General features: G+C 73.3%; 27 protein-coding genes. 5 read left to right on the top strand and 22 right to left on the bottom strand.

Translation table 11 applies throughout. From position 1 onward, the window contains the following. Nucleotides 1-3: 3 nt before the first annotated feature. The 11 genes from AC54T2_RS03505 to AC54T2_RS03555 form a co-directional block, all read right to left on the bottom strand. Nucleotides 4-777, bottom strand: coding sequence for an SDR family oxidoreductase (locus AC54T2_RS03505; protein ID WP_489976317.1), 774 nt, complete (start codon nt 775-777; stop codon nt 4-6). Further along, complete coding sequence (locus tag AC54T2_RS03510; RefSeq protein WP_489976318.1) at nt 762-1,679, bottom strand: dihydrodipicolinate synthase family protein; 918 nt, start codon at nt 1,677-1,679, stop codon at nt 762-764. Before AC54T2_RS03510 ends, AC54T2_RS03505 begins: the two co-directional genes overlap by 16 nt. Further along, nucleotides 1,676-2,896 (bottom strand): L-2-hydroxyglutarate oxidase, encoded by a 1,221-nt coding sequence (gene lhgO, locus AC54T2_RS03515; protein ID WP_496665531.1) that lies wholly within the window; start codon nt 2,894-2,896, stop codon nt 1,676-1,678. Before lhgO ends, AC54T2_RS03510 begins: the two co-directional genes overlap by 4 nt. Continuing rightward, nucleotides 2,893-4,107: a CaiB/BaiF CoA transferase family protein gene (locus AC54T2_RS03520; RefSeq protein ID WP_496665532.1), complete on the bottom strand. Its 1,215-nt coding sequence runs from the start codon at nt 4,105-4,107 to the stop codon at nt 2,893-2,895. Before AC54T2_RS03520 ends, lhgO begins: the two co-directional genes overlap by 4 nt. Further along, the gene (locus AC54T2_RS03525; protein WP_186339538.1) at nt 4,104-4,601 is read right to left on the bottom strand and encodes an AbrB family transcriptional regulator; all 498 of its coding nucleotides are present in this window, start codon (nt 4,599-4,601) and stop codon (nt 4,104-4,106) included. The genes AC54T2_RS03520 and AC54T2_RS03525 overlap by 4 nt, the downstream gene beginning before the upstream one ends. Continuing rightward, the gene (locus AC54T2_RS03530; protein ID WP_489976320.1) at nt 4,598-6,262 is read right to left on the bottom strand and encodes a tripartite tricarboxylate transporter permease; all 1,665 of its coding nucleotides are present in this window, start codon (nt 6,260-6,262) and stop codon (nt 4,598-4,600) included. The genes AC54T2_RS03525 and AC54T2_RS03530 overlap by 4 nt, the downstream gene beginning before the upstream one ends. A gap of 16 nt (nt 6,263-6,278) precedes the next feature. Continuing rightward, on the bottom strand, nt 6,279-6,818 hold the full coding sequence (locus AC54T2_RS03535; RefSeq protein ID WP_186339540.1) for a tripartite tricarboxylate transporter TctB family protein: 540 nt from the start codon (nt 6,816-6,818) through the stop codon (nt 6,279-6,281). Further along, the gene (locus AC54T2_RS03540) at nt 6,815-7,792 is read right to left on the bottom strand and encodes a Bug family tripartite tricarboxylate transporter substrate binding protein (RefSeq protein ID WP_186339541.1); all 978 of its coding nucleotides are present in this window, start codon (nt 7,790-7,792) and stop codon (nt 6,815-6,817) included. The genes AC54T2_RS03535 and AC54T2_RS03540 overlap by 4 nt, the downstream gene beginning before the upstream one ends. 62 nt (nt 7,793-7,854) lie before the next feature. Continuing rightward, nucleotides 7,855-8,319, bottom strand: a complete 465-nt coding sequence (locus AC54T2_RS03545; protein ID WP_186339542.1) for a PaaI family thioesterase — start codon at nt 8,317-8,319, stop codon at nt 7,855-7,857. Between the two features lies 1 nt (nt 8,320). Beyond that, nucleotides 8,321-9,103: an enoyl-CoA hydratase-related protein gene (locus tag AC54T2_RS03550; protein WP_186339543.1), complete on the bottom strand. Its 783-nt coding sequence runs from the start codon at nt 9,101-9,103 to the stop codon at nt 8,321-8,323. A 2-nt stretch (nt 9,104-9,105) separates the two neighbouring features. Beyond that, nucleotides 9,106-10,371, bottom strand: a complete 1,266-nt coding sequence (locus tag AC54T2_RS03555; protein ID WP_186339544.1) for a CaiB/BaiF CoA transferase family protein — start codon at nt 10,369-10,371, stop codon at nt 9,106-9,108. A gap of 86 nt (nt 10,372-10,457) precedes the next feature. On the opposite strand from AC54T2_RS03555, the gene AC54T2_RS03560 reads away from it, so the two are divergent. Beyond that, on the top strand, nt 10,458-11,300 hold the full coding sequence (locus AC54T2_RS03560; RefSeq protein ID WP_489976322.1) for an IclR family transcriptional regulator domain-containing protein: 843 nt from the start codon (nt 10,458-10,460) through the stop codon (nt 11,298-11,300). A 13-nt stretch (nt 11,301-11,313) separates the two neighbouring features. Here AC54T2_RS03560 and AC54T2_RS03565 read toward each other — a convergent pair whose 3' ends face one another. From AC54T2_RS03565 to AC54T2_RS03580, 4 genes are all read right to left on the bottom strand, one after another. Beyond that, on the bottom strand, nt 11,314-12,243 hold the full coding sequence (locus AC54T2_RS03565) for a quinone oxidoreductase family protein (protein ID WP_496665533.1): 930 nt from the start codon (nt 12,241-12,243) through the stop codon (nt 11,314-11,316). 48 nt (nt 12,244-12,291) lie between these two features. Then, on the bottom strand, nt 12,292-13,293 hold the full coding sequence (locus AC54T2_RS03570; RefSeq protein WP_496665534.1) for a beta-ketoacyl-ACP synthase III: 1,002 nt from the start codon (nt 13,291-13,293) through the stop codon (nt 12,292-12,294). A gap of 31 nt (nt 13,294-13,324) precedes the next feature. Further along, the gene (locus AC54T2_RS03575; protein WP_260988502.1) at nt 13,325-13,459 is read right to left on the bottom strand and encodes a hypothetical protein; all 135 of its coding nucleotides are present in this window, start codon (nt 13,457-13,459) and stop codon (nt 13,325-13,327) included. 91 nt (nt 13,460-13,550) lie between these two features. After that, nucleotides 13,551-13,688 (bottom strand): hypothetical protein, encoded by a 138-nt coding sequence (locus tag AC54T2_RS03580; RefSeq protein ID WP_186339548.1) that lies wholly within the window; start codon nt 13,686-13,688, stop codon nt 13,551-13,553. Between the two features lie 113 nt (nt 13,689-13,801). Between AC54T2_RS03580 and AC54T2_RS03585 the strand changes: the two genes are divergently transcribed. The 4 genes from AC54T2_RS03585 to AC54T2_RS03600 all read left to right on the top strand — a co-directional run bounded on the left by AC54T2_RS03585 (nt 13,802) and on the right by AC54T2_RS03600 (nt 17,815). Continuing rightward, complete coding sequence (locus AC54T2_RS03585; protein WP_186339549.1) at nt 13,802-14,086, top strand: hypothetical protein; 285 nt, start codon at nt 13,802-13,804, stop codon at nt 14,084-14,086. Further along, the gene (locus AC54T2_RS03590) at nt 14,070-15,557 is read left to right on the top strand and encodes a hypothetical protein (protein ID WP_496665535.1); all 1,488 of its coding nucleotides are present in this window, start codon (nt 14,070-14,072) and stop codon (nt 15,555-15,557) included. Before AC54T2_RS03585 ends, AC54T2_RS03590 begins: the two co-directional genes overlap by 17 nt. Then, on the top strand, nt 15,533-16,564 hold the full coding sequence (locus AC54T2_RS03595; RefSeq protein ID WP_496665536.1) for a hypothetical protein: 1,032 nt from the start codon (nt 15,533-15,535) through the stop codon (nt 16,562-16,564). Before AC54T2_RS03590 ends, AC54T2_RS03595 begins: the two co-directional genes overlap by 25 nt. Nucleotides 16,565-16,642: 78 nt before the next feature. Beyond that, on the top strand, nt 16,643-17,815 hold the full coding sequence (locus AC54T2_RS03600) for a nucleotide sugar dehydrogenase (protein WP_496665537.1): 1,173 nt from the start codon (nt 16,643-16,645) through the stop codon (nt 17,813-17,815). Between the two features lie 90 nt (nt 17,816-17,905). Here the strand turns inward: AC54T2_RS03600 and AC54T2_RS03605 are convergent, their stop codons facing one another. From AC54T2_RS03605 to AC54T2_RS03635, 7 genes are read right to left on the bottom strand one after another with little or no spacing between them, the layout of a single operon-like run. Beyond that, on the bottom strand, nt 17,906-19,513 hold the full coding sequence (locus AC54T2_RS03605; protein WP_489976327.1) for a glycosyltransferase: 1,608 nt from the start codon (nt 19,511-19,513) through the stop codon (nt 17,906-17,908). Between the two features lie 3 nt (nt 19,514-19,516). Beyond that, complete coding sequence (locus AC54T2_RS03610; protein WP_496665538.1) at nt 19,517-21,307, bottom strand: glycosyltransferase; 1,791 nt, start codon at nt 21,305-21,307, stop codon at nt 19,517-19,519. Beyond that, the gene (locus AC54T2_RS03615; RefSeq protein ID WP_496665539.1) at nt 21,304-22,242 is read right to left on the bottom strand and encodes a hypothetical protein; all 939 of its coding nucleotides are present in this window, start codon (nt 22,240-22,242) and stop codon (nt 21,304-21,306) included. The genes AC54T2_RS03610 and AC54T2_RS03615 overlap by 4 nt, the downstream gene beginning before the upstream one ends. Continuing rightward, nucleotides 22,242-23,327, bottom strand: coding sequence for a sulfotransferase family protein (locus AC54T2_RS03620; protein ID WP_496665540.1), 1,086 nt, complete (start codon nt 23,325-23,327; stop codon nt 22,242-22,244). Before AC54T2_RS03620 ends, AC54T2_RS03615 begins: the two co-directional genes overlap by 1 nt. 33 nt (nt 23,328-23,360) lie before the next feature. Then, nucleotides 23,361-23,765 (bottom strand): hypothetical protein, encoded by a 405-nt coding sequence (locus AC54T2_RS03625; RefSeq protein WP_496665541.1) that lies wholly within the window; start codon nt 23,763-23,765, stop codon nt 23,361-23,363. After that, complete coding sequence (locus AC54T2_RS03630; RefSeq protein ID WP_186339558.1) at nt 23,765-24,511, bottom strand: hypothetical protein; 747 nt, start codon at nt 24,509-24,511, stop codon at nt 23,765-23,767. Before AC54T2_RS03630 ends, AC54T2_RS03625 begins: the two co-directional genes overlap by 1 nt. Continuing rightward, on the bottom strand, nt 24,508-25,500 hold the full coding sequence (locus tag AC54T2_RS03635; protein WP_496665542.1) for a hypothetical protein: 993 nt from the start codon (nt 25,498-25,500) through the stop codon (nt 24,508-24,510). The genes AC54T2_RS03630 and AC54T2_RS03635 overlap by 4 nt, the downstream gene beginning before the upstream one ends. Between the last annotated feature and the right edge of the window lie 29 nt (nt 25,501-25,529).

The raw sequence follows: 25,529 nt of genomic DNA on the forward strand, positions 1-25,529 counted from the left end.
GGGTCAGTAGGCGCCGACGAGTCCGCCGTCGACGCGGACCTGCTCGCCGGTGACGTACGCCGCCTGCTGCGAGGCGAGGAACGCGACGACCGCGCCGAACTCGGCAGGGTCGCCGTAGCGTCGGGCGGGGATCGCCGCCTCCGAGGAGGCGCGGGAGGCGTCGGGCGTGGTGCCGGTGCGCTCGGCCGCGGCCCGGTCGAGCTGGGCGACGCGATCGGTGTCGATCCGGCCGGGCAGGGCCATGTTGACCGTGACGCCGTCGGCGGACACCGTGCCCGCGAGCGTCTTGAGGTAGGCCGCGAGCGCGGCGCGCCCGACGTTGGACGCGGTCAGCGTGGGGATCGGCTGTTGCACGCCGCTCGACCCGATCGCCACGATGCGGCCCCACCGGCGCTCGCGCATCCCGGGCAGCACCTGGCCCACGAGGCTGATGTGCTGCTTGAGGAGCAGGTCGAACGCCGCCTGGGCGGTCTCGGCGGTGAAGGCGTCGGCGGGGCCGGGCGGCGGGCCACCGCCGTTGAGGACGACGATGTCGACCTCGCCGAAGCTCTCGCGGGCCCGGTTGACCAGCAGGGCCGGGGTGTCGGGGTCGGTCACGTCGGCGACCACGCCGGCCGCGGACGGCAGCGACTCGACGAGCGCGTCGACGAGCTCGGCGCGGCGCCCCGCGACGACGACGTGGGCGCCCTCGGCGGCCAGCGCCTCCGCGGACGCGCGTCCGAGTCCGGCGGTCGAGCCGAGGACGAGGGCGACCTTGCCTGTCAGGCCGAGATCCATGGGGTTCCTCCAGAGGTGGGGGGCAGGTGGGTGAGGTGCTGCTCGAGCAGCGGCACCATCGTGGCGGGAAGGGCGGCGGCGGGCGGGCGGACCCGGCCGGTCGCGAGCACGCCGCGACGACGCAGGATCTCCTTGCGGATCGACAGCCCGATCCGCAGCTGGCCCTCGAAGTTGGCGAGCGGGAGCCACGGCGCCCACGCCCGGTGGGCCTCGGCGAAACCGCCGGCCTCGTGGGCGTCGAGCGCGGCGCGGAGCCCCTCGGGGTGGCTCATCCCGGTCATCGCCCCGGCGGCGCCGCTGGCGAGCTCGTCGACGAGGCCGACACCGCCGAGCCCGCCGAACACGGGGACCTCGACCGCGCCGGTCAGCGTCGCGATCGCGGGCGGGGTCGGCGCGGCCTCCGCCTTCACCGCGGCCGCGAAGCCGGCGCAGGCGCGGACGACCTCGACCAGCACGTCGCCGGCGACGGTGACGCCGGAGGCGGCCGGGTAGTCCTGCACGACGACCGGGAGCCCGGTCGCCCGGTGGATCGCGGTGAGGTGCTCGACGGCGACCTCGGTGCGCGGGGAGTTGACCTGCACCATGAGCGCCCGGGGCGGTCGCCGCGCGGCCTCGAGGCAGGACAGCGCCTGGTCGACCGCGACGGCCGTGGTGCGCGCCGACAGCCCGATCACGACGGGCAGGTCGGAGGCGGTGGTCACCGTGCGGACGACGTCCTGCTGCTCGGCGCGCGTCAGCGCGTCGGCCTCGCCGAAGACGCCCAGCGCGACCACGCCCTGCGCCGACACCGAGTCGGCGAGCGTGAGCTGACGCTCCAGCGAGGCGGTGTCGAGTGCGAGGCCGTCGTCGAACGGCGAGGCGAGCACCATCCACAGGCCACGGTCGAGGTGGACGTCGCTCACCGCGCCACCTCGCGGCCCAGCACGACGTCGACGACGTGCTCGGCGATCGCCAGGCTGGAGGTCGCCGCCGGCGACGGGGCGTTGCGCAGCGCGGTGACCCGGTCGCGGGTGGTGATCCGGAAGTCGTCGACCAGCGCGCCGCTGCGCTCCAGCGCCTGCGCCCGGATGCCACTGGGCCCGCTCACCACGTCGTCGAGCCGGAGCTCGGGCACGTAGCGGCGCGCGGCGGCGACGAAGCGGCGGCGGCTCAGCGACCCGGCCATCTCCATCACGCCGGTGCGCCAGTGCTGGCGCGCGAAACGACGGAACCCGTCGTAGGCCGCGATCTCGCGCAGGTCGCGCGCGGAGACGGTGCGCCAGTCGTAGCCCTCGCGGGCCAGGGCGAGCACGGCGTTGGGGCCGACCATCACCTCGCCGTCGACCCGGGGCGTCAGGTGCACGCCGAGGAACGGGTAGCGGGGGTCGGGCACCGGGTAGACGAGGCCGTTGACCAGGGAGCGGCGCTCGGGGCGCAGCAGGAGGTACTCGCCCCGGAAGGGCACCACCTGCGGCTCCCGCGTGTCGCCCGCCTGCTCGGCGGTGTGGTCGGCCCACAGCCCGGTGCAGAGGACCACGCGGTCGAAGCGCTCCTCGACCGGGCCGTCGGGCGTGCGGGCGGTGAGCACCACGCCCGTGCCGTCGTGCCGGACGCCGGTCAGCTCGGTCGAGAGCCGGACGGTGCCGCCGTCTCGCTCCACGAGCTCGGCGAGGCGGCGGGTGACGCCGGGGAAGTCGACGATCGCGGTCGACGGCGAGTGCAGCCCGCCCACCCCGCGCACGTGGGGCTCGATCTCCTGCAGCTCCCCGGCCGACAGCCGGCGGATGCCGGGCACGCCGTTGGCGAGCGCCTTGGCCTCGATCGCGTCGAGCCGGCCCTCCTCCGCCGCGTCGAGGGCGACGAGCACCTTGCCGCACGCGTCGTAGGCGATGTCGTGCTCGTCGCAGAAGTCGCGGAGCAGGCCGACCCCGCGCCGGCACAGGGTCGCCTTGAGCGAGCCCGGCTCGTAGTAGAGCCCGGCGTGCACGACGCCGGAGTTGCGTCCGGTCTGGTGCGCGGCCAGCCGGTCCTCCTTCTCCCACACGGTGACCGACGCGTCGGGGTCGACCACCTGGAGGCGCCGCGCGACGGCCGCGCCCAGGATCCCGCCACCGATCACGGCGTACGACACGGCGCTCATGCCGCACCGTCCGCGGCGTCGCGCTGGTCGAGCCAGGGCCGGTCCCACGCGAGGTCCTCGTGCTCGCCGAGCAGGGGCGGGGGCACCGGTGAGGCCGAGGCCGCGCCGTCGTAGCGCAGCGCGCCGCCCGGCACGGCCACCTGGCCGAGGGTCGTGTGCTGGAGCTGGTGGACCAGGCCGAGGTGGCGGACCTGCTCCCACGCGTAGACCTCGGGGATGCTGCGGATCCGGCCCGCGGGCACTCCCTCGCGGGCCAGCTCGGCGAGGACGTCCTCGGCCGCGCGGTCGGCGAGCAGGCCGTCGATCTCGGCCTGGAGGGCGTCGACGTTGCCCACCCGGTCGCGGTTGGTGGCCACGTCGGGACGCGCCGGGTCGATGCCGACGACCGCCGCGAAGCGTCGCCACAGCGACTCCGAGCCGACCGCGATCACCAGGGAGGCGTCGGCGCACCGGAAGGTGCCGTAGGGCGCGATCGAGGGATGCCGGTTGCCGGTGCGGGCCGGCACCCGGCCGCCGTTGAGCCAGCCGGAGCCGTGGAAGGCGTGGACCGAGGCGACGGCCGCGAGCAGGCTCGTCTCGACGGACCGGCCGACGCCGGTCGCCTCGCGCTCGCGCAGGGCCGACATCACGCCGAAGGCGCCGAACATGCCGGCCAGGATGTCGGCGATCGGCAGCCCGACGCGGGTGGGGTCGCCGTCGGCCTCGCCGGTCAGGCTCATCAGCCCGGCCTCGGCCTGCACGATCTGGTCGAAGCCCGGGCGGTCGCCGTCGGGGCCGCCCGACCCGAAGCCGGTGATGGAGAGCGTAACGAGTCGCGGGTTGGCCTCGCGCAGCGAGGCGGGGTCGAGGCCGAGCCTGGCGAGCAGGCCCGGGCGGTAGTTCTCGACCAGGACGTCGGCGTCGGCGCACAGGTCGCGGAGGCGTTGGGCGCCCTCCGGCGACTTGAGATCGAGGCGCACCGAGCGCTTGCCGCGGTTGGCGGAGAGGAAGTAGGCCGACTCCTCGGTGGTGTCCGGCGCGGCGTCGGGGCCGGGCGGCGCGAAGGGGAGCCAGCCGCGGCTGTCGTCGCCCGACGGCGGCTCGACCTTGAGCACGTCGGCGCCCACGTCGGCCAGCATCATCGTGGCGTAGGGACCGGCGAGCGCGCGGCTCAGGTCGACGACGCGTACGCCGTCGAGCGAGCGGTGGTGGTGGTGTCCGGACGGGTTCATGATCGTCCTCCCATCAGCTTGAGTCCGAGGCTCATCAGCACGATGACCGACGTGATCCTCAGGACGTGGATCGACAGCACGACGGGGACGTTGGCGTTGGCCTCGGCCGACAACGCTCCCATCTGGGCGATGCCGCCCGGTGCCGTGGAGAGAAGTGCGGTGTGCACGTCGAAGTCGGTGAACCTCCACAGTCCCCAGGCGAGGGCCAGCCCGAAGAGGAGGAACAGCACGACGGTGATGACGATGGGCACCGCCGCGGAGCGGAGCGCCACGAGCGACTCGCGGGTCACGGACTGCCCGAGCAGCGCACCGATCGCGACGTAGACCACCCACTTGGCCCCGCCCGGCGCCTGCCAGCTCAGCTCGCTCGACAGCGAGAGGGCCGCGACCCCGATCATCGCCCCCAGCAGCGGCGCCGCCGGGAGTTTGAGCGCGGTGGCGACGCCCGCGCCGACCAGCGCCGCCGCCGACGTGGCGAGGATGCTGGCGATCAACGGGAGTCCACGCGTTCGGGCGTGGGCCCACGGTCACCGTCGTCCGTGGAGCCGTCCGTGGGCGCGTCACCGGACGGGCCGGGAAGGTCCTCGGGCGGCGGGACCGGGGTGCCGCCGCGGGCGTGACGGCGCCGCATGGCGCCGAGGCGCGCGATGATGCGGGCTGCGGCCCGCTTGATGAGCCGGGTGACGAGCGGGAGGACCAGGAGCAGGACGATCAGTGCGATCAGGACCTGGGAGGTGGTGCGGTCCCAGAAGATCCCGAAGGTGCCGCCCGAGATGATCATGGTCTGGCGCAGCGACTCCTCCGCCATGGGGCCGAGCACGAGCGCGATGACCATCGCGGCTGGGGAGAGCCCGAAGCGGCGCATGAAGAAGCCGAGCACGCCGCAGGCGAGCATGATCGCCACCTCGACGATCGAGCCGTTGACCGTGAAGGTGCCGAGGACGCAGATCACGATGATCGTCGGGCCGAGGACCCGGAACGGGACCCGGGCGATGCTGGCGAATGCCGGGATGCAGAACACGTTGACCAGCAGCAGCATGATGTTGCCGAGGAACATGCTGGCGATGAGGCCCCACGCGAACTCGGGGTTCTGCGTCATCAGCAGCGGCCCCGGCTGGAGCCCCCACATCATGAAGCCGCCGATCAGCACCGCGGTCGACGCGGAGCCCGGGATGCCGAGCGTCAGCAGCGGCACCATCGCGCCCGAGGAGGCGGCGTTGTTGGCCGCTTCAGGGCCGGTGAGGCCGGCCATCGCGCCCTTGCCGAACTTCTCGGGCGTCTTGGAGACCGACTTCTCCAGGTTGTAGGACATGAGCGAGGCGACCGTGGCGCCGGCACCGGGCGTGGCGCCGACGAAGAAGCCGAGGAACGATCCTCGGGTGATCGGCCCGGCCGACTCGCGCAGGTCGGTCCTGGTGGGCCAGAAGCCCCGTGAGCGGGCAGAGACGTTGAAGTAGGCGAGCTTCTCGAGGTGGCCGCCGCGCCACAGCGTGTGCAGGATCTCGCCGACGCCGAAGAGGCCGATGGCGACGGGGATGAAGTCGATGCCGTTGATCAGCTCGACCGAGCCGAACGTGTAGCGCTGCTGACCCGTGCCGATGTCGATGCCGACGGTGGCGATGCCGAAGCCGATCAGCGCCGACAGGGCGCCCAGGAGCCGGTTGCCGCCGATGATGACGATCAGCGTGAGCAGGCCGAGGACGACGACGAGGAAGAGCTCGGGCGGGCCGAAGGTGGCCGCGAGCGAAGCGGTGGCCGGCGAGGCGATGCTGATGAGCACGGCGCCGACGGTGCCGGCGACGAACGAGCCGATGGCGGCCATCACCAGCGCCGGTCCGGCTCTGCCCTGCTTGGCGAGCGGATAGCCGTCGAAGGTGCTGGCGACCGTCGCCGACTCGCCCGGGGTGTTGATCAGCACCGAGGTGATCGTGCCGCCGTACATCGCGCCGTAGTAGACCGCCGCCAGCATCACCACCGCGCCCGTCGGGTCCAGCGTGAAGGTGAGCGGGAGCAGGATCGCAAGTCCGGCCGAGGGGCCGAGGCCCGGCATCACCCCCACGATCATGCCGAGCATGACGCCTGCGAACAGCAGCAGCAGGTTCATCGGGGTGGCGACGGCGACGATGCCGTTGGCCAGGTTGTCGAAGATGTCCATGTCGGGGTTCCGGTCGTCAGAAGCGCGGCAGGATGCCCTCGGGCAGCCCGGCGTTCAGGAGGGTCTGGAGAAGGATGTACATCACGAGCGGCAGGCAGATGGCGACGACCGCGTTGGTCACGTGGTGCCCGCGGTTGAGCAGGCTCAACATGACGCCGAGGAAGAGCGCGCACGAGATGATGGTGCCGAGCCACAGCAGCGTGGCGACGAGGGCGGCGGCGGCGAGCACCATGATCGCGAGCAGTCGCGGGTGCTTGCCGAGGTCGGCGTCACCGACCTCGTCCTCGAGGGCCACCACCTCGTCGTCCTCCGGGGTGCGGATGGCGGTGACCAGGGCCCACAGCGTGATCAGCAGGCCACCGACGCCGACGATCCGCGGGAAGAACCCCGGACCGATCCGGCCGGCCTGGGTGCGCCAGTCGAGGCCGAAGGCCATCTCGGTGTAGACCGCGAGCACGACCAGCACGCCCGCCAGGAAGACGGTCTTGGGCCGGACCCACCCCGCGGCCCGGCCCTGGGGCCGGGCCGCGGGCGTGGCTGCGTCAGCGAGCGTCACAGCGCACCGAGGTCGGTGAGTCGCTCCTCGAACGCGGTCTGCGTGTCGTCGAGGTAGGTGGTGAAGTCCTCGCCCCAGCGCTCGTCCTCGAGCAGGTAGTTCTCGTCGAGGTACTCCTGCCACTCGGGGGTCTCGACGACCTCCTGCATCGTCTCGATCCACCAGTCCTGCGCCTCCTGCGGGGCCTCGGGGGGCAGGATCAGGCCGCGCGGCATCGACGGGATGTCGGAGATGTCGTTCTCCTCGCCGGTGGGCACGTCGGGCAGCGCCTCGAGGCGCTCGGGTCCGGTGAAGAGCAGCGGCGTCACCTGGCCGGCCTCGATCTGGCCCATGATCGAGCCGGGGTTGGAGATCATCGTGTCGATGGCACCGGAGAGCAGCGAGGTCTGCATCTGGCCCTCCTCGTTGTAGGGCACGTAGTCGATCTCGTAGCCCTCGGCGTCGGCGATCATCTGCTGGATGATGTAGTCGACGTTGACCGTGCCGATCCCGCCGACCACGACCTTGCCCTTCTCGGTGGCGTAGTCGACCCACTCCTCGTAGCTCTGGAAGTCGGCCTTGCCGGACGCGATGAGCAGCGCGTTGTCGGCGGCGAGCAGGCCCACCGGGGTGAAGTCGGTCGGCTCCCAGCCGGTGTCGGCCTGCAGGGGCGTGGTGATGAACGATCCCGAGGTCGTCGAGATGCCGTAGCCCTCGCCGGACTGGTTGAGCAGGTAGCCCCACCCGGTGGCGCCCGATCCGCCGTCGCGGTTCTCGACGCGGATGTTCTCGGGGTAGAGGTCCTGGCGCTGCAGGATGTCGACCATCGTGCGCGCCATGAGGTCGTTGCCGCCGCCCGGGCCGAACGCGATCGTCCAGTCCATGTCCTCCGACGGGTACGCCCCGCCCGACCCACCGTCCGAGTCGCCACCACAGGCGCTCAGGGTGAGCATCAGCGCCGCCGCTGAAGCGACTGCGATCCTCTTGTGCTTCATGGTTCCTCCTGGTTGCGGGGCACGGCGCTGCCGTGCCGGGTCGAGAGTGGTCGGTGCGTGGGTCACACCGCGTCGAGGCGGTGCCACGACCCGGTTCCGAGAGCGGTGAGTCGTCCCTGGTCGTCGGTCATCCGCGACTCGAGGTGCACGATGCGGCGACCCGAGCGGATCAGGCGGCCGGTGCAGGTGCCCGTCCCGGTGAGGGGACGGAAGAAGCGCATCTGCATCTCGATCGTCACCGCCGGTGACAGGAACTTCTTGCAGAGGTGGCCCATCGAGATGTCGAGGGCCGTGGTGATGACACCGCCGTGCACCGAGCCCTGCGGGTTGCACAGGTGAGGGCCGTACGGAAGGACGACGGTGCAGGTCTGCTCCGGCTCGTCATAGGAGATCTCGAGCTGCAGGAACCGGCTGAGGAAGAAGGAGCCGAACTCCCAGGCCGGATCGGACGCCGCCTCGCGCGCCAAGGCCGACACCTCGTCGGGGTCGACGCGCGGCACGGCGCGTCCGGTCGCTGTGGTCGTCATGTCAGGACCAGGTGAAGCTGGGCGGACGCTTGGCCATGAACGCCCGGACGCCCTCGGCGAAGTCCTCGGTGTCGAAGGAGGAGTTGCGCAGGTCGAGGGTGGCCTCGTCGTCGCGGACCTGCCCGGCCACGACCTTGTCGGCCATCACCTTCCCGGCTCGGACGCTGAACTGGGCCCGGCTGCACACCGTCTCGGCGAAGCCGTAGGTCAGCTCCTCGAGGTCCTCGGTGTCGACCACCTCGTCGAAGAGGCCGAGCTCGTAGGCGCGGGCCGCGGGCACCTGCAGGCCGCTGAAGAGGATCCACTTGGTGCGCGCGGGGCCGACGAGGTCGACCATCCGCTTGGTCGACTCGAGGCTGTAGACCAGACCGAGCTTGGCCGGGGTCACGGCGAACTTCGCCGCCCGGTCGGCGAACCGGATGTCGCAGGCCAGGGCGAGGCCGGCGCCGCCGCCGATGCAGTAGCCGTGGATCATCGCGATCGAGGGCTTGGTGAGCCCCTCGATCGCGTGCTCGGCCGCGGCGACCTTCACGTTGTAGGCCTTCGCCTTCACCGCGTCGCTGCGCTCGGCCTCGAACTCGGTGATGTCGGCGCCGGAGGCGAAGGACCGGGTGCCGGCGCCGCGCATCACGATCACCTTGACGCTCGGGTCGGCGTCGAGGTCGCGGACGACGTCGGGCAGGTCGCGGTACATCGCGACGTTGATCGCGTTGTGGCTCTCGGGACGGTTCAGGACGACGGTCGCGATCGCGTCGCGACGCTCCACCAGGATGTGGTCGGACATGCTCAGGCTTCTCCCTCGAGTCGGTCGTGCAGGTCGGGTCGGGCGTCGAAGACGACCTCGTCGGCGAACAGGGCGGCGATCGAGTCCTCGCTCTCGCCGATCTCGCGCAGCAGGTCGGCGGTGTGCTGGCCCAGCCACGGCGCGGGTCCGCGCACGGAGTAGTCCATCGCGGAGAACTTGGTCGGCGGGGCGATCGTCCGCATCTCGCCGATGACCGGGTGGTGGAGCTCGGCGATCATGCCGCGGGCCTGGACGTGCGGGTCGTCGAGGGTCTCGTCGAAGGTGAGCACCGGGCCGCAGGGGACGCCGACGGCGTCGATGGCCTTGATCCACTCGTCGGTGGTGCGCGTGATCGTGATCGCCTCGATCTCGGCCTCGAGCTCGTCGATGTGGGCCATCCGGTCGGGCAGCGTGAGGAAGCGCGGGTCGTTCTCCCACTCGGGGCGGTCGAGGGCGCCGAGGAGCCTCAGCCACAGCCGATCGTTGGCGGCACCGATGGTCACGTAGCCGTCGCTGGTGCGGTAGGCCTGGTAGGGAGTGGACCGGCGGTGCCGGGTGCCCGTCGGCTGCGGCACCTCGCCGGCGCCGAAGTAGGCGCCGGACTCCCACACGGCCCAGGCGAGCCCCGCGTCGACGAGCGAGATGTCCATGTACTGGCCCTGACCGGTGGTCATCCGCTGCATCTGGGCGGCCAGGATCGAGTAGATCGCCGTGGCGCCGGCGGCGATGTCGTTGACCGCGATGCCGACCTTGGCGGGTCGCCCGCCCGGCTCACCGGTCATCCGGAGGAAGCCGACCATGCCCTGCGCCATGATGTCGAAGCCGGGGCGCTCGCGGTAGGGACCGGTCTGGCCGAACCCGCTGATGGAGCAGTAGAGGATGTCGTCGCGGACGGCCTTCACGCCGTCGTAGCCGATGCCGAGCCGGTCGGCGACCCCCGGTCGGAAGTTCTCGATCACCAGGTCGGCCGTCTCGGCCATCGCGAGGAACAGCTCCCGGCCCTTGTCGGTCTTGAGGTCCAGCGACACCGACCGCTTGCTGCGGTTGGGCATCGCGAACGGGTAGCTCTCGCCGTCGATCTTCGGCGCCATGCGCCGCGAGTCGTCACCGGTGTGCGGCTGCTCCACCTTGATCACGTCGGCGCCCAGCTCGGCCAGCACCATCGTGCAGTAGGGGCCGGAGAGGAAGCGGGTCAGGTCGAGGACCCGGAAGCCCTCGAGTGGACGCCGTGAGGAGTTTTCCCGTATCGTGGGATTGCTTGCCGTCATGCGGGAACTGTGGCACACGCCACATGGGTCGTCAAGAGAAACGCCGGACTCCGGCACACTGACTCCGTGGACCGAGGGACGACACCATGACCGAGCGCCCGACCGAGCGCCCGACCGAGCGCAGCAGCGTCCAGTCGATCGACCGAGCCGTCGCGATCCTGCGGTGCTTCGACGCCCACCACGCCGCCCTCGGGATCACCGACATCGCCCGGCTGACCGGTCTGTCGACCAGCACCGCCCACCGGCTGCTCGGCTCGATGACCGTCAACCGGCTCCTCAAGCAGGGCCCCGACAAGCGCTACCGGCCGGGTCCGCTGCTGGTGCAGCTCGGGCGCTCGGGCGCCGTCCCGTCCGGCCTGCGCGAGGCGGCCCGCCCTTACATGGTGGCCCTGCGCGACGAGGTCGACGAGACCGTCGGCCTGCACGAGCTGCTCGCGACGTACGAGCGCACGGTGGTCGACCAGGTCGAGTCACGCCAGGAGCTGCGGCGTCACTACACCGACCTCGGGGTCCCCATCGCGCTGACCCACGGAGCGCCCGGCAAGGCGATGCTGTGCATGCTGCCGTGGGCGCGGCAGCAGGCGGCCCTCGCACGCGGCATCGAGCCGGTGACCGACAAGACGGTGACCGACCCGGTGGAGCTCGCAGCCGAGCTCGCGGTCGCCCGCGGACGCGGCTGGGCGGGGTCCGACGCCGAGCGCACCCCGGGCATCCGCGCCGTCGCCGCGCCCGTCTTCGACCACACCGGCTCGGTGGTCGGCGCACTCGGCCTCTCCGTGCCGACGGTCCGGATGGACGGCGCGCGCACCGGCCAGCTCGGAGCGCGGGCCGCCCAGGTCGCCTGGGAGGTCTCGGAGGCGCTCGGCGCGACCCGGGAGCTGGTCGACCAACGGCGGCTCCTCGCCGAGGGGCCGGGCCCCGGCGCCTGAGCCGTCTCGACGCTCACGGCTCGAGCGCGAGCTTCCCGCCCGGGTGCCCGGCCATCAGCAGCTCGGCTGCCTCGAGCGCGTCGGCGAGCGGAAAGGTGCGCGCGACGGGGACGACGAGCCCACCGGCGCCGGCGAGGTCGACGAGGTCGGCGCGCACCGAGGCGCGGAAGGCCTTGCTGGCCGGCAGCGCGCCGGCGATGGCGATGATGCCTTCCTGCTTCGCGCGACCGGGTGCGGCGATGGAGACGACGCGACGACGGTCGGCGACCAGCGCGAGCGAGGTGTCGATCGCCTCGTCGGTGCCGACGCAGTCGAGCGCGGCGGCGATCCCGTCGGGCGCGGCGTCGCGCACCCGCTGCTCGAGGCCGTCGCCGTAGCCCACGGGCACCCCGCCGAAGCCGGCGACGACGTCGTGGCGCGCCGGGCTGGCCGTGCCGATCACACGGGCGCCGAGGCGCGCCGCCTGCTGCAGCACGCTCACGCCGACCGCCCCGGAGGCACCGTGCACCAGGATCGTCTCGCCCGCGGCCACGCCGGTGACGTGGAGCATCTCGGCGGCCGTCGTGCCCGCGAGCAGGAGGTTGGCCGCCTCGGGGAACGACAGCGCTGCGGGCTTGGCGAACACGTCCTGCGCCGGGACCGTGACCTCGCTCGCCCAGCCACCGCTGATCCGGAAGGCGAGCACCTCGTCGCCCACCGCCACAGGTCCCGTGGCGATGTCGGTGTCGGGCCCGACGGCGCTGACCACCCCGGCGACCTCGTAGCCGACGGCCCGGGGGAAGTCGCCCGACCCGCTGGCGACGTGCTTGGCGTCGGCCGGGTTCATCCCGGCCGCGCGGACCGCGATCGTGACCTCACCGCGCGGGGGCGCGGGCACGTCGTAGGCCTCGAAGGAGAAGACGTCGAGCCCGCCGGGGCGGGTGGCGATCCAGTGGTGAGCCATGGACGCGAACCTAGCCCGCCGGTCGCCCCCGTGCGGGACGGGGCCGGCTCACCCGCCGAGCGGCGGGAGGGTCACGACCTGTCCGGCATAGCTGAGCCCGGCGCCGAACGCGATGAGCAGCGCGGTGTCGCCGGCCGCGGCCTCGTCCCGGCGCAGCATCGCCTCCATGGCCAGCGGCACCGACGCGGCCGAGGTGTTGCCGGAGTCGACGACGTCGGTGGCGATCGCGACGTGCTCGGGCAGCCGGATGTTCTTGGCGAGGGTCTGGGTGATCCGCAGGTTGGCCTGGTGCGGGATGAAGGCGTCGAGCTCCTCGACCGGGACGCCGGCCAGGTCGAGCGCCTCGTGGGCGACCTTCGCCATCGCGAACGGCGCCCAGCGGAAGACCGCGGTGCCCTCCATCTGCACCACCGGGTGCTCGCGGTCGGAGTGTCCGCCGAGGCAGCTGGGCGTCTGGGTGATGACGTGCGCCTGCGAGCCGTCGGAGCCCCAGGCGGTCGGGCCGATCCCCGCCGTCTCCGACGGACCCACCACGACCGCGCCCGCGCCGTCGGCGAAGATGAACGCGGTGCCCCGGTCGGCGGGGTCCATGAAGCGGCTCAGCTGCTCCACCCCGATCACCAGCACGTGGCTCTCCGCACCGGCGCGCACCATCGCCGCGGCCAGGTTGAGCGCGTGGCAGAAGCCCGCGCACCCGGCGGAGATGTCGAACGCGGCGGCCGTGATGCCGAGCGCGCTGGCGACCTGCGGCGCGGAGGCGGGGGTGTGCTCGGGGTGCGTCGACGTGGCGACGATGACGCAGCCGACCTGGTCGGCGGCGATCCCGGCCGCGGCCAGCGCCTTCTCCGCCGCCGAGATCGACATGCCGATGAGCGTCTCGTCGGCGCCGGCGAAGCGGCGGGTCCGGATGCCGGAGCGGGTCTGGATCCACTCGTCGGAGGAGTCGAGGACCTCGCAGATCTCGTCGTTGGTCACCAGCCGCTGGGGCCGGTGCACGCCGAGGCCGAGCATCGCGGCGTGGGTGAGGGCGGTGGGCTGCTGGATCGTCATGCCGCGAGCATAGGCAGCCGGGGGTGCGGCGCTACTGCTCCCCGTCGGGGCGGGTCTCGGGGATGGGCGAGTCGGGCACCTCCCCCGGGTCGATCGGGTTGACGGAGGGGTCGCCGGACGGCACGACCTCGGGGTCGGCGTCGGGCTCGACGGGTGTGGTGGTCATGCACCAGTCCTACGCCCACCGGGCGGGCGTGGCAACCGGCCCGGCCCGGCCTGCGCCCGGGACAGGCCTGCGCGGCCGCGGCCCGGCCGGCTCAGGACCGCTTGCCGCCGCGGCGTTCCTGGACCTTCTGCACGGCCGAGCGGATCTTGGCCTGGTTGTGGGGCTTGCGCGCCTCGTCGTAGACCTTCTTCGCGATGCCGAGCGTCGCGAGCTTCTTCGCCATTCCCATGCCTCCACCCTGCCAGCCCCGGCCAAGCCGTCGCCGCCGACGCCGACTGCACAGCCGCCGACCGCCTTGTTTGATCGCCACCGGGAGGGGAATCCTCCTGACAGGGAGGCACCATGACCATCGAGCTCGACCCCGCGGCGGTCCGCGCCGGATGGCACTACGGCGACAACGCACGCGCCGAGGTCCAGGACGGCCTCGACCACACGGGCGAGGCCGCCGGTCACGCCCTCGGAGACCTGGCCGACGCCCTGGCCGACGCGGCCGGCGACATGGAAGGCGTGCTGCGCGTCGTGCGAGGCGTGATCGACGAGCACCGCACCGGCACCGAGCAGTGCATCGCCGACTTCGAGGCGACCGACGGCAGCTCGGCGGGAGAGTTCCATGGGCTTGCTCGATGACACCGTCTCCCGGCTGAGGGGCGTCCTGGCGGTCGTCGAGGACATCGACCTCTGGCCGCCGTGGGACGCCGCCCAGACGATCGTCGACGCCGTCGCGACGGCCGTGGAGATCGCCACCGACCCGCCCGCCCCCGACCCCCGCGACCTGACGGCCGCGGCGGCCGCGTGGCGGCGCATCGCCGGCGTCGTCGAGCGCGGGTGCGGCGAGCTCGACACCTGCCGCGAGCGCATCGACGCGACCGTGTGGCGCGGCACGTCGGGCGACGCCTTCCGCACCTCGATGCGGCGCCTGGGCACGCGTACGGCGACCGTCCCTCCCGCCGCGACCGGCGTCGTGACCGCGCTCGAGACCCTCGCCGACGCGATGGCCGACGCGCGCGAGCGGCACGCCCGGGCCGACGACATGCTGCGCAACAACCTCGAGCTCTCGTGGGGCGACCTGATGCCGTGGGAGCTCGTCGACCACCTCCGCGGCGTGGTCGCGGGGGTCGTCCACGCCGTGCGGGAGGCGATCGGCTCCTACGCCGACGCCCGCGACGCCGTGCGGGTGGCCCGCGCCGCGATCCGCCGGGCGATGGACGAGATCGACCTGCCCGACTCGCTGCCCCGGGGCATCAGCGCGGTGTCGCTGGTCAACGCCTGGGAGGACGAGGAGGGGCCGCTGTCGGGCTCCGCCCTGGCCGCCTACGACGAGGCGTTCGACCAGCTGACCCCCGCGCAGCAGCAGGCGGTGCGCGACGCCCTCGCCGGCGCCCGCAGCGACCAGGAGCGCGCGTGGATCCTCGCCGGGGTCGCCTCGGGGCTGAGCGGCGCCGCGCTGGCCAACTACCTCGCCAAGCTCCACACGATGAGCCCCGCCCAGCTCGACGGCCTCGACCCGCCGACCGACGGCTCCTACTCCCAGCCCGACCAGACGACCTGTGGCTCCTCGAGCCTGGTGATGTCGCGGATGCTCAACGACCCGGCCTACGCGCTGTGGATCGAGACCGGCTACGACGCGGCGACCGGTGTCACCGACCCGCGCACCCCCGAGCAGCGCTTCGCCGACGAGTCGCTCGCGATGCACGAGCGCACCAACGCCGTCCGCGACCGTGACGGCGAGCTCCAGTTCCCGTGGCCGGAGGCCGCCGGCACCCAGCCGTGGGCGCTCGCCAACGAGATGTCCGCGCAGGACGGCAGCGGCGCGCCGGGGCGCGACTACGAGGTGCAGACGGTGGCCCCGGGCGACCGCGGCGCGACCTACGACCACATCGCCGACTCGGTCGAGGACGGCCACCACGTGCCCCTCTACGTCGGCGACACCACCCGGCCCGGCCACGTCGTCCTCGTCACCGGCGGCGACGGCGACTCGCTGAGGATCTACGACCCCGCGACGGGACGCGAGCAGACGGTCTCGCGCGACGACTTCACCAGGGGCGACCTCGGTGTCTCCGGGTGGGACGAGCCGTGGTTCGCCGTCACGCCGTCCTGAGCGCCGTCGCCGTCGTGACGGCGGCGGTGCTCGCCGGCTGCTCCGACGACGCGGGCATCGTCTCCGACGCCAGTGACGTCGACGCGGCGGTCGCGGTGTGGTCCGACCCGTGGGTCGCGCCCACCTCCGCGACAGTGGCCGGCCCGGCGCTCGGCAGCAGGGGTCAGGTCGACCGGGTCGTCGCACAGCGCACGACGCCCTACGCCGCCGGCGTCGAGCGCGCCGCCCGGGCCGAGCTGCGGGTCGCCCGGTCCGCGGGCTGGGCGCCCACGTCGAGCACGTGCGACGACGCCGTCCGGGTCGCGCTCGTGGCGCCGACGCAGGACGCCGTGGCCCAGCTGGTCGTGACGCCCGACGGCGACGGCGCGAGCGCCGCGGTGCAGGTCGTCGGCCGGCACCACCTCGACACCGCGTGGGCGGTGCCCGACCCGGTCGAGCGCACGTGCCTCGACGCCGAGTCGCCCCCGTTCGAGGCGCCGCCCCTGGCCTCGGCCCCGATCGGCGACGCGGGCGCGACCGACGCCGACGCGGCGTGGGAGGCCGACGACCCCGACGGGGTCGACGCATTGCTCGAGCAGGCCGCCGCCGACCCCGGGCTCGCCGACCTCGGGCTGCGGGTGGCGTCGGTGAGCCTGGAGGAGGGCGTCAACCGGCGCCGCGCACCCGCCGCCGAGACCACGGCCGACGTGACGACGCTCGCCGAGCTGGCGGGGCGGCTGCCCGGGTGGCGGCTCACCTACGCCGCCTGCGGCGGGGGCGGAGCCACCCTCGCGACGTTCGTCCGCGAGCTCGACGCCGGGCCCGCCGTGCTCACCGCCCGGCTCGGCGCCGGCGGCACGGACCTGCGGGTGACGCTCCCGGTCACCGGGGGGCCCGACCCGACCCGCGTCGTGGAGCTCCCCGAGCTCGACGACCCGGCCTGCACGGGCGACACCACGCTACGGCCCCGCCACGCTCGGGGCGTGCCCGCGGTCCTGCCGTCCGACCTGACCCCGATCGCCGGATGACCCGGCCCCGCTACCCATGACGGGCGATCGCGCCCTCGTCGTCACGCTCCCGTCGCCGGCGTGCGGCAGACTGCTCGCGTGACCACGAAGATCTCCGTCGCGGGCCTCGGCTACGTCGGCCTGTCCATGGCCGTGCTGCTCGCCCGGCACAACACCGTCGTCGGCCTCGACCTCGACGCCTCGCGGGTCGAGCGGCTGCGCCGGGGCGAGAGCCCGATCCACGACGACGACATCTCCCGCTTCCTGGCCGAGGAGGACCTCGACGTCACCTTCACCACCGACGCCGAGGAGGCCCACACCGGCGCCGACTTCGTGGTCATCGCGACGCCCACCAACTACGACCCGGTGACCAACTACTTCGACACCACCTCGATCGAGGCCGTCATGCGCGACGTGCACCGCATCGCGCCCGGCGCCACCATGGTCGTGAAGTCCACCGTGCCGGTGGGCTACATCGAGGACGTACGCACCCGGCTGGGCATCGCCGACGTGATCTTCTCCCCCGAGTTCCTGCGCGAGGGGCGAGCCCTGCACGACAACCTCCACCCCGCGCGCATCGTCGTGGGCGAGGACTCCGCGCGGGCGCGCGCGTTCGCCGAGCTGCTGGTCAAGGGCGCCGACTCCGACGACGTGCCGGTCCTGTTCACCGAGCCCACGGAGGCCGAGGCCATCAAGCTCTTCGCCAACACCTACCTCGCGATGCGGGTGGCCTACTTCAACGAGCTCGACTCCTTCGCGCTCTCGCACGGGCTCGACAGCCGGCAGATCATCGACGGGGTGGGCCTCGACCCGCGGATCGGCACCCACTACAACAACCCGTCGTTCGGCTACGGCGGCTACTGCCTGCCCAAGGACACCAAGCAGCTGCTGGCCAACTACTCCGACGTGCCGCAGACGCTGATCTCGGCCATCGTCGAGGCCAACACCACCCGCAAGGACTTCATCGCCTTCGACATCCTCGACCGCGCGCCCCGCGTCGTGGGCATCCACCGGCTCATCATGAAGGCGGGCTCCGACAACTTCCGCGAGTCGTCGGTGCAGGGGATCATGAAGCGGCTCAAGGCCAAGGGCGTCGAGGTGATCGTCTACGAGCCCGAGCTCGGCGTCGACTCGTGGTTCGGCTCGGAGGTCACCAGCGACCTCGCCGGCTTCAAGGAGCGCGTCGACCTCATCGTCGCCAACCGGATGGTCGAGGAGCTGCGCGACGTGGCCGACCGGGTCTACACCCGCGACCTGTTCGGCGGCGACTGACGGTTCATCACGGTATGCAGACCAACCGGCGCCTCCCTCGACGAGCTCACCGTGGGAAGTGCGGGTTCACCGACATACCGTGATGAACCATCAGCGGCGGCGGCCGAAGATGCCCCGGCGGTGGTGGTCGGCCTCGGCGTCCGGCGTCTCGCCCGGCGCCGGCTCGGCCGGCCGGCCCGGGCCGTCCTGCCCGGCCGCAGCGGAGGCGTCCGCGGCGCGGCGCAGCGCCTTGCGCAGCCGGTGCTCCGACTTGTCGGGGTCCATCGGCGGGCGCGCGCCGAGCACGAAGCGCTCGACCACGCGGTCGGCGACCGGCACCCAGCCCACCGACGTGGCGGGATAGGTCTTCACGCCGAACGACTCGTCGAGCAGCGCCTCGGCGTCGTCGCCCTCGTCGACCAGGCGCGCCACCCGCGCCAGCGCCGACGTGCGCTCCAGGCGCGCGGCCGCGCCGGTGTCGTACGCCAGCACGCGGGCGCCGTGGTGGGTGCGCTCGAGGTCGTCGAGCAGGGCCGACAGCGTCGCCGGCAGCGGGGCGTGCGAGACGTCGGGCAGGGTCAGCACGAACTCGGCGTCGGAGCCGGTGGGCCGCTGCTCGACCAGCCGCACCCGCGGCTCGTGGAGGTAGGAGCGGTGCACCAGCCGGGTCTCGAGCACCGGGTCCTCGACGGGCTGCACGCGCTCGTCGTGGACCGATCCCCACGGCCCGACGAGGGTGATGCGCAGGTCGGGCACGTCGCCGTCGAGCAGCGAGTCGACGAGGTGGATCGTCTCGTCGGCGGGCCCGGCCTCGAGGACGACCTCGAGGTAGGGCACCTGGTAGGCGCGGCCGCGCCGGTTGCGCTTGGGGCGCATCGTCGGGACGAGGTCGGCGAGGTAGGGGTCGTTGAAGCGGTTGACCTGCTCGGCCCGGCGGAGCACCTGCGAGCGGCCGAGGTGCCAGCTGCGCGCCTGGCGGTCGACCACGAAGACGCCGCCCGCCTGGGCGAGCGAGTGACCGAGGTGCATGTCCTCGCCGAGGCGCAGCGTGCGGTCGAAGCCGGCCGAGTCGAGGTAGAGCGCCTTGCTGACCGAGCCGGTCATGCCGATGTGGTAGCGCTGGGCACGCGGGCCGGCGGTGCGCAGGTCGTCGGTCTTGGCCCAGTAGTCCTCGACCCACTGGTGCGGCTCGTGTTCCTGGCCGGGGAACAGCTCGCCCGCCCCGCCGGCCGCGACCCGGTCGCGCACGACGGCGGGGTCGAGGTCGAAGAGGGAGGCGGGGTCGACGAAGAGCTTGTGCCCGCCCGGCACGGCGTAGTCGACGAGGTGGTGCCAGCGGGCGTGCGCCTCGACCTCCTCGCGGTGCGCGAGCATGTCGGCGTCGTACCAGTGCAGGACGTCGCCCTCGGCGGCGAGCGCACCGAGGTGGCAGGCGTTGGCGCGGCCCCAGCCCTCCTCGACGCGGATCAGCCGGGTGCGCTCGGGGCGCACCTCGGGCAGCTCCTGCGGCGGCGAGCTCTGGTCGTCGACGACGAGCACCTCGAGCAGGTGGTCGGGGTAGGACTGCGCGGCCAGCGCCGCGAGGACGTAGGGCAGGGTGCGCTGGTAGTTGAAGGTCGGGACGACGACGCTCACCGACAGCGTCGGCTCCCAGTCGCCGAGGGTGGCGGGCGTGAGCGAGCCCCAGTCGTTGTGCCGCACCACCGGCTGCCGCGCCATGTCCTAGCTCCCCCCGTCGGGACGGTCGACCGGGTCGACCTCCAGCGCCCGGCTCGGCTGGAAGCCCGGCCACTCGGACGCCACGATGTCAGGCCGGCGGAACTCCTCGTCGTCGCGCTGCCAGGTGTGTCCGGCGCCGGTGCGGCGAAGGACGTAGCCGAGGCCGTGCGTGCGGTAGATCCGCCCGCCCGCCGCCTCGACGCCCGCGAGCAGCTGGGCGTCGACGTAGCGGCGCACCCGGCGGAAGTCGCCGAGGGAGTGGAGCAGGCCGCGGTCGAGGAGCAGGGTGCCGCCCGCGACGAAGCGGGCGAAGATCTCCGAGGGGTGGTTGCGCCGCACCGTGAGGTCGCCGCGCTGGTCGGTGGCGTGGAGGTAGACGAACTCCGACGGCATCCCGACCACGTCGGCGCCGGAGAAGCGCCGCGCCATGAGCAGGTCGTGCACCGCGTCGGGTGAGTACCAGTCGTCGTCGTCGATCTTGAGCAGCACCTCGCTCGACGCGGCGCGCGCCGCGGCGGTCAGGACGTCGCCGAAGAACTCCGCCTGGTCGAACGCGAGCACCTGGTGCGGGCGGTCGCCGAGCACGCGCCGCACCACCTCGCGGTCGGGCTCGAAGCCGTGGGCGGCCAGCACCAGCTCGACGTCGGCGCCGCGCTGCCGGGCGACCTGGCGCAGCGCGAACTCGAGCATCTCGGGGCGCCGGGTGGCCAGCAGCGCGCTGATCGGCTGCAGCCCGACATGGCGTACGCCGGCCCGCGAGGCCAGCGCCGAGCGCCAGGCCAGCGTGGAGTGGTGGTCGAAGGCGGCGCGGCGCACGGCGAGGCTGTGCTCCTCGCGCCGCAGCGCGTCGTCGAGGTCGACCTCCGCGTCGAGGGCCTCGGCCAGCGGCGGTGCGACGTCGAGCACGCCCGAGGTCACCAGCGGCACACCGGAGATCGCGAGCGCGAGCAGGTCGGCGGTGGGGGTGTCGGCGGGCAGGCGTACGCCCTGGAACGCCCGCGCGGCCGCGACGACCCCCTCGGTCACCGGTCCGCGGCCGATCCGGGCCAGGTCGACGACGGGGTGGTCCCAGTCCTTGCGGAAGCCGATCGGGTTGAAGACCCGCTCGTCGACCGGCTCGGGCCCGGGGTCGGTGACGACCGTCGGGGCGCGGTCGATCACGTGGTGCGCCGCGACGCCCTGCTGGGAGGTGGTGCCACGCCGGGCGACCACCACGTCGGGCGGCACGTCGCGCTCGGCGGCGCCGGCGTCCGCCACGTCGGGGAGCAGCACCGCGCGGGCGTCGAGCCCGGGCGCCGCCGGTCGGCCGGCATAGGCCACGACGAGGCCGCCGTGCGTGGCGTCGCCCGGCCCGGCGGCCTGGCGGGCCATCTCCATCACGACGAGCTGGGCGCGGGCTCCGGCGGCGAACCGGACGACCGTCAGCACGCCGCGGTCACCGGCCTCGCGCGCGGCCAGGTGCACCATCCGCGGCCACTCCGGGCGCGGCATCAGCACCCACGGCGTGGGGGCGTCGGTGAGCCAGCAGGCGACGGCCTTGCACTGCCCGAGCGCCGGCACGGCGCTGGCCATCCGGCGCAACCGGGCCCGGTCGGCGGCGACGACGAGCACCGAGCCCCAGCCCTTGCGCGGCCCGGTGAGCGAGGACAGCGCGACGATCGTGGGCTCGATGCCGGGCACGTCCTCGATGCCCTGCAGGGCGTCGAGAGCCAGGCTGTCGGAGTCGTCGACCACGACCAGCGTCGGGCCCGGGAGCCGGAGGTCGTGGAGGGGGTGCTGGGCAGGGAGGTTCACGGTCGCACGCGCTCCTTGAGCGAGGCGGGCAGCGAGTGCTGCACGAGCGGTCGGGGCTGACGCCACAGCCAGTCACGGCTGACGTGGTCGATGATGTGCACGCCCGGCGGTGCGGTCACCTTGACCAGCCCGCCGAGCGCCTCGGGGTCTCCGTGGCGGATCGCCTCGTCGACCTCGAACTCCCGCAGCTTGCGGTAGAGCCGGGTGTTGGTGAAGTCGACGCCGTCGCGGCGCCAGTGGGCGTACTCGTCGGCGTCGAGCCACCTGACCTCGACGACCAGGCCCTGCTGCAGCACGATCCGCTCGATGCCCGGCGGCTGCTCGCGCAGCTCCCAGTCGAAGGCCTTCACGAAGGTGGTGTCGGGCCCCATCGGGTAGACCCACGGCTCGAGAAAGCGCAACGACAGGTCGAGCCAGCCGGTCGACTCGTCGACGACGGTCAGCGGGTGGCGCGGGATCGCGACGATCGCGCGGGTCGCCTCGAGCTGCCACGCGAGGTCGCGCAGGATGCCCGATCCCTCGGGGGTGAGCACCATGTCGCCGTCCCACTTCATCGAGTAGGCCGTGCGGACGTGCGAGAAGCACCAGTTGTAGAAGTGGGTGAGCGAGTGGACGCTGGTGGCGGGCGTCGCGAGGTGCTCGCCGCCGGCGCGCGACACCCGGTGGGGGTAGTCGAGCACGGTGAGCCGGTCGGACGCGCCGCACCGCTCGGCCACCTCGCGGGCGACGTCGGCGGTGCCGTCGTCGGAGGCGTTGTCGACCAGCAGCACGTGCTGCACCGCGTCGAAGACCGGAGGCAGCACCCACGGCAGGTTGCGCGCCTCGTTGCGCACCCGGAACACGCACGTCAGGCCCGGGGCCAACGGCTCGCCGGACGTCCACGGCCACGTGACGTCGTACGCCGGGTCGCCCTCGAGGGAGGCGATGTCGGGCATCAGCGCGTCCCCGGCCCCTGCGGGCGCTCGCGGCCGATCGCCTTGCGCAGCCGCTCGCGGGCCGCGGGGGGCACCATCGCGCGCACGGCGTGGGGCACCCGGTCGACGGCGCTGCGCGCGGGCTGCCCGCCCGCCTCGCGCCGCGCCTCCGCGGCGGCCGCGCGCCGCTGGGCGACGACGGTCGAGTGGGCGAACGCCTCCGCCTCGGCGTACTGCTCGGCGTAGGCGATGCGCAGCTGGTCGCACCACTCCTGGTGGGCGGGAGTGTCGTCGGAGGCGATCGCGTCGAGCGCCTGCCAGGTCTCGTCGGCCAGCTCGCGCAGCCGGTCGGGCACGGGGATGTCGTCCCAGGTCATCGTCACCCGGCGCAGCGAGGGGTCGATGAAGCGGTGCACCTCGGCGATGTCGACGGCCATCGCCGTCTTGACCCCGGCGAGGTCGAAGGCCTCACCGAGGGCGAACACGGGCTGCGTCCAGTCGTCGAGCAGGTCGGCGTAGTGGACGAACGCGCGCTGCCGGCCGCGGGTGGCGCGCTCGGTGTGGAGCATCATGTTGACCCACGCCGCGGTGCGGGTGATCGCGCCCTGGTCGGCTCCGGCGCCACCGCGCCCGGTCCCCATCGAGCCGTAGTAGGTCTGCTTGGAGCCGACGACCTCCGTCACCGGCCGCAGCATCGTCACGTAGGACGACGCGGCGCCACACCGGTCGGCGGCCGCGCGCCACAGGCCGAGGAACCAGGCGGCGCGGGGGTCCTTGATGACGAGCTCGTCGCCGACGGCCAGCTGCTCCTCCAGCCAGGCCGCGACCCGGGCCCGGGTGGCGTGGTCGCCGCTGGTGGTGCCGGTGTCGAGCCAGGCCCGCGGGCGGGCGTCGGAGACCTGCACGTTGCTGCGCGCGAGGAGCTCGGTGTGGAGGTCGACGACCCAGCGCGGCTCGCCGAAGCCCTTGGGGTTGGTCGCGTCGGCGACCACCTCGGGCTGCGGAACGTGCAGGCCGAGCGTGCGCAAGGTGCCGGCCATCGTGCTCGTGCCGCTGCGGCCCGAGCCGACGACGAACACGACGCGGCGGCGGGTGGGCTCGGTCATGCTGCGGAGCCTATCGGTGGCCTCCGGCACCGATCAGGCCTCGGGGGTGGCCCGCCCCTGCTGGGCCTTCGCGGCCGCGTCGGCCTCCTGGAACGCCTCGTCGTGCTCGAGCTCCTCGCGCAGCGCGCTGAGGCTCGTGCCGAGGTGCACCCGGGCGGCCTCGGCGGACGGGTCGTCGTCGGCGCCGGAGGCGATGTCGGGCCACGACGTCTCGCCCGCGTCGACCCGGCGCTGCAGGCGCTCCTGGTCGGGGCCGAGCTCGCCGCGGCGGGCCTGCGCCTGCAGGTCCTGGATGCGGCGGGCCGACTCGGCGCGGAACTTGTCGCGCTCGGCGCCGAGGTGGGCGGCGAGCTGGCGCAGCGACGCGGTCGCCTCGCGCGCCTGCCGGCGGGAGTCCTGGAGGGCGGCCTGCAGGCCGGGGTCGTCGGAGAGGGCCATCAGAATCCTCGCGTCGCGGAGTCGTCGGTGCGGTTGCCCGCGGCGGCGTGCTGGGCGGTGCTGATCGAGGACAGCACGGCGTTGGCGCCGCCGAGGCCGGCGTTGACGTAGCGCAGCACCTTGAGCAGCGCCTGCGCCGCCTGGGTGAGCTTCTCGATCGCGCGCAGCCCGTCGTGGATCAGCTCGACGATGCGACGCGCCTTGCCGGGCGCCGAGACGCCGGCCTTGAGCCAGCCGATCGGTCCGGCGAGGCCGGAGATGATGAGCTCCTGGATCACGCCGTCGATGAAGTCGATCGCGATCACCAGCACGTCGAGGGTGGCCTTGCCGACCTCGATGACGTGGCCGAGCTGCTCGGCGATGTAGCCCGAGGCCTCCTGCTGGTCGGCGTGCATCTCACCGACGTCGGCCATCCGCGAGCGGGCCGAGCTGCCGGCCGGGCCCTGCCACACGGCGGGGAGCTGCTGGCCCAGGGAGGTGTAGTTCTGGCCGACCGCGCCGCAGGCGTTGCCGACGTTGCCCCAGGCGAGCTGCATCGACGACACGGCGTTGAAGTCGCCGGCGACCGGCTTGAACAGCGCCTCGAGCAGGCTCCAGCCGGTGATCTTGTCGACGATGCCGTCGATCGCCGGGATGATCAGGCCGCACTCGCCCTTCTTGTCCTCGATGTACTGCCCCTGGGTGCCCGGCGGGGTGCCGCCGGAGACCGCGGAGACGGGGTTGACGTGCTCGGTGATCGTCGTCATCGGCCGGCCCACTCCTGTGCGCTGTCGTCCTCGTGCTGGGACTGGTAGTCGTCGTATCGGTCGAGGTCGTCGGCGTTGTCACCGATCTCGCCGACGGTGTCGACGAGGTCGTTGACGTTGTCGACGACCTTCTTGCCCTCGTCGTAGACGTCGGTGTAGGTCGAGACCGTCTCGCCGATGTCGCGGCGCCGGTCGTGGTCGGCGGAGTCGCGCGAGCGGGAGTCGGCGTAGGCGTCGTTGGCGCGCTCGCGGGCGTCCTGGGGGCTGGCGCCCTCGGCGATCGCCCGGTCGTACTCACGGTGGTAGGCGCCCTCGGCGGTGCGGTTGATCCGGTCGTGGTTGATCGTGTCGGCGCGGCCGTCGATGCCGTCGGTCTTGGCGTAGGCCAGCGCCTCGGCGTCGGAGTAGCCGAGCGAGCGGTAGTACTTGTACTCATCGGTGCGGCGCTCGATCGCGTCGGAGACGTGGTCCCCGGCGGCCTTCGTGGGGTCCATCCACGGCGGCACGTCGCCCACGTCGTTGCCGGGCTTGACCTTGTCGCCCACCGCGGAGGCGCCGTCGGAGATGCCGGGGTGCTTGTCCTCGAGGTCGGGGATCTTGCGGCCGTCCTGCGGGGCGTCGGACAGGGGGCCGCCCGGGGTGTCGTTGCCGCTGCCGGCGGGGGCGTAGGGCGGGAAGCTCGACGGGTCGGGCGCGAGCGCGCGGAAGCGGTCGTAGGTCGCCTCGTCGGTCTCGAGGTAGTCGTCGCGCGAGTCGAGGAACGCGTCGCGCACCTTGTCGGCCACCGCGCGGGAGTCGCGCAGCCCGTCGTGGGCCGTGGCCACCGCCGACTCGTAGCTGCCCTGGAAGAGGTTGAGCACCCCGGAGAAGGCGCCGAAGTTGCTGCACGAGGAGGAGATGTAGTCGTCGATCGTGCTGATGTGGTCGTGCTGCTTGGACGCGAGTCGCGACGCCGCGGTCAGCGCGTCGGGGTCCACCTGGAAGCTCACGGTCGGGGTCCTTCGTCGAGTGGCGCGGT

The organism is Nocardioides sp. Z35_8, assembly GCF_059621125.1.